Genomic DNA, 12,103 nt, shown 5'->3' on the forward strand with positions numbered 1-12,103 from the left:
GTCCGACTGTTCTGATTTTTAGAATGAATCAACCAATAATCAACACCGTGAGCAAATCCCTTTTTAAATTACCGTTACATTAAGCGATTTTCTTTTTATTTAACTATCATATAGAAAATAAAGATCTCTGCTGTACAGGCTTGATTCTAGCATTTACTCTGATAACGTTCTATTTTGATTTATGCTTAATCTAAATTGCTTTGCTATTCTATAGCCTTTACCCCCCTGATTATGCCCATGACCGTTCACCCATCCGCTGTAACCCTCGCCGCCGCATTACCTTTCAGCCGCTATGCACAGCGCATATTGGACAGCGAACCGATGCGGAAAATCGCGCTGCAGGAAACGCTGCAACGGCCCTTCCGCAGAGAGGAGATGCAGGCTTTTCTTAATTCGCAAGCTGGCAAAATCACCCACGAAGAAGCTTTGCATCAGATCCTGCGCGATCTGCGCAAACAAGTCATACTAAGGCTCGCCGTGCGCGACATCAGCGGACAGGCCGATTTGTTTGAAGTCATGTCCAGCATGACCGATCTCGCCGAAGTCACGATCAATTTTGCTTTGCAACATCATGAAATCTGGCTGACGCAACCGGATCGCTTCGGATTCCCGAGGGGGGAAAACAGCAACGCCATCCAGCATTTGCTGGTGGTAGCCATGGGCAAACTGGGCGGTGGTGAACTGAATGTATCATCGGACGTTGATTTGATTTTTGTTTATCCCGAAGATGGCGAGACCGATGGCGCCAAGCCGATTTCAAATCATGAATTTTTTGCCCGTCTTGGACGCAAGCTGATCGCCAGCCTCAATGATTTGACTATCGATGGCTATGTATTCCGGGTTGACATGCGATTACGTCCGCACGGTGAAAACAGCCCTTTAGCGATCAGCTTTTCCATGCTGGAAGAATATTTCATCAAGCAAGGACGGGAATGGGAGCGCCATGCCTGGATCAAGGGACGGGTTATCACCAATCATGCCGGCACAGACGCTGAATCGGTGCTGATGGAAAGAATTGTCAGGCCTTTCGTTTTCCGCAAATACCTGGATTTCAGCGCATACGAATCGATGCGCAATTTACATGCGCAACTGCGCAAGGAAGTCGAGCGCCGCGAAATGCACGACAATATTAAATTGGGGCCTGGCGGTATTCGTGAAATTGAATTCATCACACAGGTTTTTCAATTGATTCGCGGCGGGCGCGATGTCGACTTGTGTATACGCCCGACACTCGGGGTCTTACAGCGCTTGCAAAAAAAACAACAACTCCCGTCAGAAGTTATCACGCAGCTCACCGATGCGTATCATTTCCTGCGCAAGCTGGAACATCGCCTCCAGTATCTGGACGATCAACAAACACAAACGCTGCCGCTGAATGCGAGCGATCAAAATTTGATCGCCACGGCCATGGGATTTTCCGATTATGCCGGCTTCATGCAACAGCTGGATATCCACCGGAAGAACGTAACGCGTCACTTTGAGCTCATTTTTGCCACTCCCAGGAAATCGCCCGTGCATGACACACTAGTCAATCTGTGGCAAGCGGAAAACCAGGATGTTTCGCAAACCGAAGCCGCAACCACGCAACTCAGCACACTCGGCTTCACCGATCCGGTCAGAATTTCGGAGCGGCTGCGGTTGTTTTACCAGAGCAGTTTCTATCATCAACTGCACGAAACCAATCGCCAGCAAATCAATACGTTGATTCCCATGCTGATTGAAGCGGTAGCCGGGTTGCCACCGGTTGAATCCACATTGGAACGCATGCTTAAATTGATGGAAATGATCAGCCCGCAAGGCTCGTATCTGGCGCTGCTGCTGGAACATCCGCACACGCTGCATCGCGTAGCGGAGCTGGCCAGCATCAGCCAGTGGGCAAGCGATTATCTCGGACGGCACCCTATTCTGTTGGATGAATTACTGCGACAGGAATCGCCGCACCCCGTCCCCGATTGGGATGCGCTCCACGACGAGCTCGTTTATCAGCTCAATCATGTCAACAACCCGAAGGATGATGTCATCGAGTGGCAAATGGACGTTTTACGTCACTTTCAACACGCCCAGGTATTCCGCCTGCTGGTCACCGACTTGGAAGGTTCATTGCTGCTCGAAACACTCAGCGATCATCTGACTGCATTAGCTGATCTGATGCTGGATACGGTGCTGAATTTGGCTTGGTCCGGTCTGAAAAGACGCCACCGGGCGGAACCCGCGTTTGCGATCATCGGTTATGGCAAGTTGGGCGGCAAAGAACTCGGTTATGCTTCCGACCTCGATCTGATTTTTCTTTATGAGGACGATCATCCCGATGCCGCGGAGATCTATACCAAGCTCGGACAAGGCATCAATGCCTGGCTCACGCGCCACACATCGGCAGGACTATTGTACGAAACGGATCTGCGTTTACGCCCTAATGGCGTTTCCGGATTATTGGTCAGTTTGATAGAAGCTTTCGCGCAATACCAGCGCGAACAAGCTTGGGTATGGGAACACCAGGCATTGACCCGGGCCCGCTTCATCGCGGGCGATCAGCCAGTGGGCGCGGCATTCGAGCATACGCGCAAGGAAATTCTGTGCAAACCGCGCAATCTTGGCGAACTCAAGCAGGAGATTCTGAAAATGCGCGAGAAAATGCTGGATGTCCATCCCAATCCAACCACGCTGTTCGACATCAAACACGATCGCGGCGGTATTATCGATGTGGAATTCATCGTGCAGTATCTTGTGCTGGGTTATTCTTCCCGATACCCTCAATTAACGGGCAACATCGGCAATATCGCACTACTGAAACTCGCTGGTGAATTGGGACTGATTTCCCAGGATGCCGCTGACAAAGTACGCTCCGCATACCGGGAATTCCGGCGCATTCAACACCGCTTACGATTGAATGGCGATGTGGACATGACCGGTAATGCGCCCATCGATGGGCAAACTCAGAAATTCACCCGGGTGGAAGGCGGTCATTTGAAAGATGATCGCATGGCGGTGCTGGCATTATGGGAGGAAGCATTTGGTCATCAACAAAATGAATTCTGATCCCTGTAAAATCCATACAAAACATGAGGCATTCCTAATCCTCGAAACAATCTCAAGTATCAAATACAACTTTATAAATTAATAAAGATTACATAAAACATTTTCAGAATTAAAATTCTGGCATAGTTTCTGCTGTAGACACTACACACACTTGGTGTGCCTTACTCAACCCAAAGGAGAACAACAAATGCAACAAGCACAAAAAGGTTTTACCCTGATTGAATTAATGATCGTTGTCGCCATCATTGGTATTCTGGCTGCAGTTGCTGTGCCTGCATATCAAACTTACACTTTAAAAGCCAGATACAGTGAAGTTGTATCTGCTGCTGCTCCATACAAGCTCGGTGTTGAACTTTGTTTCCAAGAACAAGGCACTCTAGCCGCTGCTAATTGCACTAATGCGTTGGGTGGCATACCCGCTGTCACTGCTGCAACCGATGGTGCTGTTGCAGCTGGTTCCGGCGCCATTTCTGCTAATGGCCCACTCACTGCAACCATTACCATGACTGCTAGCGCCGCTAATGGTCTTGCTGGTCAAACTTATATCCTCACTGGAACTTCGGCAGGAGTTGGAAGACCTATAATCTGGGCCAAAGGCGCCGCAAGTACTTGTATTGCAGCTGGAATTTGCTAGCATGAGTATGTAATTGATGGTCTAATTTCCAATCGGAATATAGATCGCTGATGGTTTAACAGTAAATAAAAGCCGCCTTATCAAAGGCGGCTTTTATTATTTGTCAGTGAGTGCACCAACATCTCCACCGATGCAAAATTGCTCAATAATTGGCAAAGCTACTACTTACTCCCCACTTCACAGCCCATCATTTAGTAACTTGCCAGCCATGTACTCTTCACCCACTACATATTACGTTAAAGAATGACAATTATTGTCACATTTATTGATTGCAGCAACCCCAAAATTATCAGTTCCACTCATAAATCCAGCAAATCACTTAATGCAAACCACCCTTACCTGATGAATATCCGTAACGCCCTGTAACACCTTTTCAATGCCATCCTGCTTCAACGTCCGCATACCATCGCCCAAGGCCGTCACCAGCATATCCGCTACGCGCGCGCGCTCTTGAATATTCTTTTTCAGTGCATCGGTGGCCGTCATCAATTCGTGCAATCCCACCCGGCCGGAATAACCGGTACCGACACAATCGTCACAACCGGCTGCCTTATACAAAGTAATCTGACCTTGATCGTCTCCATATTGCTGGGTCCATTGTTCGCGTATTTCACGAAGCGCAGCATCGGGATCCGCTTTGAAACGATCGATATTTCTGAGTTCGGCGCAATACTCGGCTAATAATGTATCGATCTCATGTTCACTGGCCACATACGATTCTTTACAATTCTTGCATAAACGCTTCGCTAGCCGTTGCGCTAATACACCCAGCAAGGCATCGGAGAAGTTGAACGGATCCATACCCATATCCAGTAACCGGATGACCGATTCCGGCGCGCTGTTGGTATGCAATGTCGCCAAAACCAAGTGCCCGGTTAGTGAAGCTTCGATACCGATACTGGTGGTTTCCTTGTCGCGCATCTCGCCCACCATAATAATATCCGGATCGGCCCGCAGAAAAGAACGCATAATGGCTGGGAAGGTTAATCCCGCTTTGACGTTGATTTGTACCTGACGCAATCCTCTTTGCGTAATCTCAACCGGATCTTCCGCAGTCCAAATTTTGGTATCGTCGCGATTGAGATATTTCAGTACCGAATGCAACGTAGTCGTTTTACCTGAGCCTGTCGGGCCGCACACAAAAAACAACCCGTACGGTTTGCTGATAATTTTCTTCAGCTCCTCCAGATTGTGCTCGGTAAAGCCCATTTTATCCAGCGGAATCGGTTCACCGGCAGCCAGAATACGCATTACGACATCTTCCAAGCCACCGGCTGAAGGAATGGTCGCAACACGCAATTCGATATCCAGTGGCGCAAATTTCCTGAACTTAATCTTGCCATCCTGCGGTTTTCGCTTTTCGGAGATATCCATATCGCACATAATTTTTATACGTGTGATCATAGAATTACGATAACCCGCCGGAACCTCGATATAAGGCATCAGCGAGCCATCCTTACGGAAGCGTACTTTGGTTTTTTCTTTTCCTGAATAGGGTTCGATATGAATATCCGATGCCCCCATTTTATAGGCGTCGATAATGATTTTATTCACCAGCTTAACCAGCTCATTGTCAGTCGCTGCGGAGGATTCCTCTATTTCACCTGCCATCTCTTCGACATCTTCGATCCCAAGATTGGTGAGCATTTCATTGATGTCGCCGGTACCGATCTCATCCTGGCTGCCACCATAAAATTGTTCGACCGTGGCATTAAATTCTTTTTGCGTGGTAACCGTGTAAATGATCTTATGCTTGGGAAAAATTGCATTGGCAATACGCTGCGACTTAACCCGTTCGGGATCCAGCGTTAGTATTACCAAGCCATCCTTGGTTTCATCAATCGGCAGTAAGGTATTGCTTTCAACATAATCTTTTTTTAAATTCTTAAGCAGATCAGCCGGTTTAATCCTATCCGCTCTAAAAGGCTCGTACTTAACCTGAAAGAAAGAAGCCAATGCCTTGCCGATGAGCGGCAAACTCATGCGGAATTCGTCAACCAGCACATCTTCCAGATCGCAGCCTTTTTTCCGTGCCGAGCGTGTTGCCAGCTCCAGCTCAGGAGCAGAGATGAGTGCATCGAGAATCAGATAATCATATTTCGATTTCAGCAATTGTGCGGGCTTCTGGCGCTGCTTAAAAGCGATGGCAAGAATGCGGCAAATTTCCACGACCCCTTCCATGACTGCGGTGGTGAATGATTCATTCGATCTACTATTAATCACCTGAACCACGCCCATCAGTTCCCGGCTATCGGCGTTCAGAATCGGCACCGCCAGCATCTGTTTGGTTCGATAACCGGTGCGTTTATCCACTTCATTGGAGAAAACCAGCAGCGGATTAAATTTTTTTAATTCACTTTTATCGTACACATCCGCAATATTGACCACTTTCTTTTGCAAAGCGGCAAAACCGATAATACTGTTTTCCGTTACCGGCAGTTTCAAATCCTGAAAAGAATCAAATCCTGTTTTAACTCTCGAAACAAATGAAGATTTATCTTCATTCAGCGAGTAAATGGTAAACCGGTCCGCGTTGAGCAATGCGCAAATATCCTTGCTGGTTTCCAGCATGATTTCTTCCACACCATTTGCAGCGTATATCTTATTGATAATAACCTGCAGATTTTTGGAGAAAGCCGATTCGTTATTGTTATTGGCAATATTCTTCTGTGGTTGGATCATCGCGATTGTACTCATAGCCTCATTTCCTAAAATTCGAATATTTGATTGTTCTCAAGGCGACGCGGATTATATTTTGCAATGCACTGATCGATTTCTTCCATGATGACATCGGCTTCACCGGGTTTCAGGTGCGTAATAAATATTTCCGCGTTCCGTTCCAATTTCTCTAATTCTTCCGCCAGCAAGCTGGGGCAAAAATGCCGTGATCTGATCGCGATATCCCTTTTCTGATTGCAGAAGGCGCATTCAATGATCAAATACTGCAGATTTACAATCTTATTAACGGCTACCCAGAAGGCATCATTAGTAGTTGTATCACCGGAAAAAACAAGACTGGCTAACCCTGAGTCCAATTGAAAACCGACCGTAGGAACGGCGTGATGGGCTGGCAGTGGCGTAATTGCACGGCCATCGAGAAGAATGGTGTTCCCCAGCGACAATGTTTCGTAACGCATATAGGGGGAAATATCATTGGGAATTTTTGAAAAATCTGGCCACAGATGCCAGTTGAACAAATGCTCCCGCAACGTATCCAGGGTGGGCTGGATGGCATGAATGGTTATCGGTTTATTGCGGATGGAACCGACGGTATCCACCAGAAATGGAATAAATGCGACATGATCCAAGTGTGCATGCGTAACAAGAATATGATCAATTTTGATCATCTCGGACAAACTCAAATTACCCACGCCGGTTCCCGCATCGATCAGCACATCGTCGTCCAGCAGCATCGCAGTGGTTTGTTCGCCGCTCCCTATCCCTCCGCTACACCCCAAGATCCTGAGTTTCAAGAGATCAACCTCAGCCAGTCATTACTTCACCAGCAGCACGGGCGTTTGCGCTAATTGCATCACTTTGCTGGTTACCGAACCCAGTAACAGGCTCTGAATGCCACCTTTTCCACGCGGTCCCATCACAATCTGATCGAATTGCTTTTCGCTGGCAAACCGGACGATCATTTCCGCCGGATCACCCACGAGAATGTGATACTGGTAAGCGATCCCTTGCTGATCGAGCAAATCCCGCACGCTTTGCAAGCTTTTCAGACCTTCTTCCTGATGATATTGCTTGATATCCGCTTGATTAATAAACAATGAAACATTTCCATCCAGCGGATATTGCACATTCAACAAATGCAATGCGGGTCTTTCCTTGTACCAATCGAGTAATGGAATGAAATCAACCACTGTTTTACTGGCATTGTCAGAGCCGTCTACCGGCAACAAAGTTTTTAGCATGATCAATCTCTCAAATTTTTATGCATAAATGACTATTTGGGCATTTTTTCATCGGCCAAGTCTTCCAACGGCCGGGGTTTAGCCGGTTTCCGGGCCGCCAGCAATTTACCGGCTGCAATCACCAGAAGCGCTACAGAAGCCGGCGCGATCCACTGCAGATACTTCGCCTCCGTACTGACCCATTCCTTGGTGACCACATCGGTAACCGCCATATCACCGGCGATCCATCCCAGCAATCCAGCGCCAATCGCGATCGTGACCGGATATCGATCCATGACCTTCATCACCATTTGACTGCCCCATACGATGATCGGCACGCTGACGACCAAGCCGAAAATGACCAAACCGATGTCATCCTTGGCCGCGCCCGCGATGGCAATGACGTTGTCCAGACTCATCACCGCGTCTGCCACGATAATCGTTTTAATTGCGCCGACTAAGGTCGTACTGGCATCAATTTCGTGTTCCCCTTCCGCTTCGGGTTGCAGCAACTTGATACCGATCCAGACCAATAAAGCCGCGCCGACAATTTTTAAATAAGGCATGGTCAGCAGACTCAAGGCAAAAAAGATCAGCACCACGCGCAATGCGATAGCACCGAACACCCCCCAGAAAATACCCAGTTTGCGCTGCTGCTCGGGCAAACGCCGGCAAGCCAGCGCGATGACAACGGCATTGTCGCCGCCCAGCACAATATCAATTGCGATAATCTGTAACACAGCGAGCCAAAATTGCGGACTATCAAAAGCCATTTATTTTTCCTGACAAAAATTTAATCCAATAAAAACATAACGACCTTATGCGCTATACCTTCTCTTGAACCCCAATAAACTTCAATAGTTCATTTTTTTGCTGCATGGTATCGTTATAACCCAACTCGATTAAATCCCGGCAGAAAGGCACTTCAAATAATACGTAGCTGAGTAAAGTCGAACCGTTCGGTCCCATGGCGCCGATGGCGCGGTATAGATAGCGCATGATCCACGGCAGTGTATGCGCATATTTCTGCGCGATTTCGTTGATCCCCTCGCTCGGCGCAATCATCATCGCCTCGATGGGGCGCAGCGATATGTTGTTCGCTTTAAACGCCTCGGGCGGAATCAGTTTCAGCGTTTCATTAATGCGCAGCAACCGTTCCAAATCCACATCCAAACTATCGACGAAGATGCTGTTCAACGCATGCCCGGCAATCTGTGCAAAAGGCGGATAACCCGATGCGCTGATACGTTTGGGTTCGTCGGTTACCGGCTTGCGCACGCCGATGATCAATACCTTGTCGGCGCCCAGATGAAGCGCCGGACTGATCGGCGCGAGCTGTCTCATGGAGCCGTCGCCAAAAAATTCACGATTCAGTTTCACTGCGGGAAAAATAAACGGTATCGATGAAGAAGCCATCAGATGCTCAACTCCGATCTCGACCGGAAGACCCAGTCTTTGCGCCCGTTTCCACGGCAATACTTCTCTTGCCGCCTGATAGAAGGTTACCGATTGGCCCGATGTATATCCCCAGGCAGTCAGTCCCAGGGCGTGCAGCGAGCCGGAGCGGATACAGTGTTGAATGGTGCGGAATGAAAAACGGTTTTTCAGCAAAGCTTCCAGCGGCGCATTATCCAGCAGGGAAATGGGATTATGCTGGCCGTATTCGCTCGATACCAAGGAAAGCATACAGCGCAAAGTGTTATGGATAACACCCATGAGATCCGACCGGTAAATCTGATCGACATGAAAATTCGACCATACTTCTTCCAGCCGTCCGACGCCTTCGGCAAAATTGTTGGCGGAAACGGCAATACTGGCGGCATTGATAGCACCCGCCGAAGTACCGCAAATAATCGGAAACGGGTTGCGCGTCTTATCAGGTAATAATTCGGCGATTGCGCGCAACACCCCCACTTGGTAGGCAGCGCGTGCTCCGCCACCGGTCAGAACAAGTCCAACCTTTGGTACGGCTAACGCTCTTTTCTGTTCATACACGAACTGCAAACTCTGACTTCACCCTCTCCAGCGCATCCCGTAAGGTTTCTTCTGGTAAATTGTTTAACGAACTGGACAGGATTTTGGCTGCCTGGCAGACCGAATCCGGCAATAAAGTACTGTCCATCTTGGCCACAAACATTGCCGCCGCGCCAGTCGCGCCCAGCAGGCATTGACGTTCATTCATCAATATTTCCACTTCTTCGCGCAACATGGAAACTTCTTGTTCTCTCAGGATAGTATTAGGCATATGATATTCCTTTTAACATTGATACAGTAGATAGCCTGTCGAGCAATATAGCAGAACTATAATTCATTTAAGACCTGAACTCTGTGATGTTTGCCACTCTTTTCTATCTTTCTTAAACCTAGGGGAACACTGAATAATTTGGCGAGCAAGCTGAGATGCAAGGCGGATGGAGCACAGAAAATGATACATATCACAGTGATAGGCGAATTTTCGAGCACCACCTAACGCAGCAGATCGCTTGCACAGGCAATTATTCAACGTTTCCCTAATTAATTATCGGCATTTGTACCCATATCATGAACCATCAATCACCCGCTGCGCTTTACCCTGAAATTCAACCCTACCGGCAAGGCACATTAGCCTTGGATAACATCCACACCATGTACTGGGAGGAATCCGGCAACCCTTCCGGCACACCGGTGGTATTTCTGCATGGCGGCCCCGGCGCGGGATCGACACCGGCGCACCGGCGCTTCTTCGATCCGGCATATTACCGCATAGTCATATACGATCAAAGGGGCGCGGGATGCTCAACACCGCTGGGCGAGACGCAAGACAACACAACACCGCATTTGATCAACGACTTGGAATTGCTGCGCCAGCATCTGGGCATCGAGCGCTGGCTGGTATTCGGCGGCTCGTGGGGCAGCACATTGGCGCTGGCGTATGGCGAGGCGCATCCGGAACGTTGCCTGGGTTTCATCCTGCGCGGCATTTTTCTCTGCCGCAAACAGGAAATCGACTGGTTTCTGTACGGATTGCGCAATTTGTTCCCGGAAGCCTGGCGGGAATTGGTTGCGCCGCTATCCGATACGGAGCGCAACGACATTCTTTCCGCCTATTACCAGCGTTTGATGAACCCGGATCCGGCTATCCATATGCCCGCAGCGCGCACCTGGAGCACGTACGAAGGGTCGTGTTCGACATTGCTGCCGAATCCGGCGACGGTCAGCTATTTTGCCAGCGACACCGTGGCACTCGGGCTGGCGCGCATGGAAGCGCATTACTTCATGCACAATATTTTTCTGCCGGACAATTCTCTGCTGGATAACGTGCACAAACTGCACAACATCCCCGCCACCATCGTGCAAGGCCGCTACGATGCCGTCTGTCCGATTGTCAGCGCGGACGATCTGCATCACGCCTGGCCGCAAGCGGAATACATCATCATCGACGATGCCGGGCATTCGGCGTGGGAACCGGGGATTCAATCCGCCTTGGTCCGCGCCGCCGACCGGTTCAAAACACAAAATACCTGACCGTGCGATTACCGCGGCTTGCCCTGCTGGCGCTGCTGCGGTAACCGTTTTTACACCCAGTCGCTACCCGTTCCGCACATTTCCGGCGCAACCGCTGATTTCCATCATCCACGCAATCCCCAGGTGCACCGCCAGACCGCCAACGATGGATTGCGTTCTATGCGCGACAGCACCCAGGATCAATCCGCCGAAAAACGAAGAAATGCACTCGAGCAGCGGCTTGCCGAAATGAACGCTGCAATAGAACACTGCCATCGGCAAAATAGCCTGCATCCCGGCGTAGCGCACAAACGCAAACAGCAAAAAACCGCGAAAGAACAACTCGATTGTCACGAAGTCAATGCCATAACCGATTTCATACAGCAGCTGAAACCACAACAGATGATCGGTATGCGGCGCAATGAAGGCGATCTGCTTTAGCCGGGGATACGCCGCCAAAAAATCCGGCTGCGTGCCGGCAAACACAATCAGCGGTATCATCAGCGCGAGCATCAGACCATAAGACTGCCAGCGCACATTCTTCAACGTCAATCCCCAGAAACCCGGCTGCGCCGGAAGCAGCCGGTATAAAACCGCCAATGGAATCAGCACGACCAGCAATTTAAACGGTAGTGTCGTGACGATCATCCAATAACTCCCCCATACCCCACCGATTTGATTCTCCAGCGGATTGACCACACTCGCCTTAACCGCAAACAAAGCCGGTGCGAACAGCAGCAGGCACCAAAATAGCGGCGTAGCGGTGATCAAATGGCTGCGGAATAGCACGGCAAACCCATACGGAACCACAAACGCACTGCAATACACCAGAAACAGCGCGGCACACTGATACCAGCGCGAATCCAGCCCTTTGATCATGCCGCTTTCAATGCCCAGCGTATAGTTCAGCGTGATCAGAATGCCGGTCCAAATCACGCAAAACAACAGCCATCCTTTATCGATGGCCGCCATAAATTCGCGTAAGTAAGTCAGGAAAGCTGTCATTCAGGTAAGCAAAAGGATAGGACGGTCATTGTCTTGATCAATCGGT

10 protein-coding genes are annotated in these 12,103 nt (G+C 49.3%); 3 read left to right on the plus strand and 7 right to left on the minus strand.

All coding sequences use genetic code 11. The features are described 5' to 3' along the window. Positions 1-231: 231 nt before the first annotated feature. Both glnE and ABD07_RS05745 read left to right on the plus strand, forming a co-directional pair. Entirely contained in the window at positions 232-3,036 is a 2,805-nt protein-coding gene (glnE, locus tag ABD07_RS05740) for a bifunctional [glutamate--ammonia ligase]-adenylyl-L-tyrosine phosphorylase/[glutamate--ammonia-ligase] adenylyltransferase (protein WP_160817507.1), read from the plus strand. Between the two features lie 187 nt (positions 3,037-3,223). Beyond that, on the plus strand, positions 3,224-3,670 hold the full coding sequence (locus tag ABD07_RS05745; RefSeq protein WP_160817508.1) for a pilin: 447 nt from the start codon (positions 3,224-3,226) through the stop codon (positions 3,668-3,670). 315 nt (positions 3,671-3,985) lie between these two features. Here ABD07_RS05745 and ABD07_RS05750 read toward each other — a convergent pair whose 3' ends face one another. The 6 genes from ABD07_RS05750 to ABD07_RS05775 are packed head-to-tail and all read right to left on the minus strand — an operon-like array spanning position 3,986 to position 9,814. Next, complete coding sequence (locus ABD07_RS05750) at positions 3,986-6,367, minus strand: GspE/PulE family protein (protein ID WP_160817509.1); 2,382 nt, start codon at positions 6,365-6,367, stop codon at positions 3,986-3,988. A gap of 11 nt (positions 6,368-6,378) precedes the next feature. Beyond that, entirely contained in the window at positions 6,379-7,143 is a 765-nt protein-coding gene (locus tag ABD07_RS05755) for a 3',5'-cyclic-nucleotide phosphodiesterase (RefSeq protein ID WP_160817510.1), read from the minus strand. 21 nt (positions 7,144-7,164) lie between these two features. Beyond that, entirely contained in the window at positions 7,165-7,590 is a 426-nt protein-coding gene (locus ABD07_RS05760; protein ID WP_160817511.1) for a universal stress protein, read from the minus strand. Between the two features lie 32 nt (positions 7,591-7,622). Continuing rightward, positions 7,623-8,342: a TerC family protein gene (locus ABD07_RS05765; protein ID WP_160817512.1), complete on the minus strand. Its 720-nt coding sequence runs from the start codon at positions 8,340-8,342 to the stop codon at positions 7,623-7,625. A 52-nt stretch (positions 8,343-8,394) separates the two neighbouring features. After that, positions 8,395-9,564, minus strand: a complete 1,170-nt coding sequence (locus ABD07_RS05770) for a patatin-like phospholipase family protein (RefSeq protein ID WP_160817513.1) — start codon at positions 9,562-9,564, stop codon at positions 8,395-8,397. Next, a complete protein-coding gene (locus tag ABD07_RS05775; protein WP_160817514.1) occupies positions 9,557-9,814 on the minus strand; it encodes a hypothetical protein in 258 nt (85 codons plus the stop codon). The genes ABD07_RS05770 and ABD07_RS05775 overlap by 8 nt, the downstream gene beginning before the upstream one ends. Before the next feature lie 296 nt (positions 9,815-10,110). Between ABD07_RS05775 and pip the strand changes: the two genes are divergently transcribed. Then, on the plus strand, positions 10,111-11,073 hold the full coding sequence (gene pip, locus ABD07_RS05780) for a prolyl aminopeptidase (protein ID WP_160817515.1): 963 nt from the start codon (positions 10,111-10,113) through the stop codon (positions 11,071-11,073). A gap of 63 nt (positions 11,074-11,136) precedes the next feature. On the opposite strand, the gene ABD07_RS05785 is transcribed toward pip, so the two are convergent. Continuing rightward, a complete protein-coding gene (locus ABD07_RS05785) occupies positions 11,137-12,057 on the minus strand; it encodes a CPBP family intramembrane glutamic endopeptidase (RefSeq protein WP_160817516.1) in 921 nt (306 codons plus the stop codon). Positions 12,058-12,103 lie beyond the last annotated feature (46 nt).

Origin of the sequence: Nitrosomonas oligotropha, from assembly GCF_009833085.1 — a bacterium.
GTDB classification, from domain to species: Bacteria; Pseudomonadota; Gammaproteobacteria; order Burkholderiales; family Nitrosomonadaceae; genus Nitrosomonas; species Nitrosomonas oligotropha.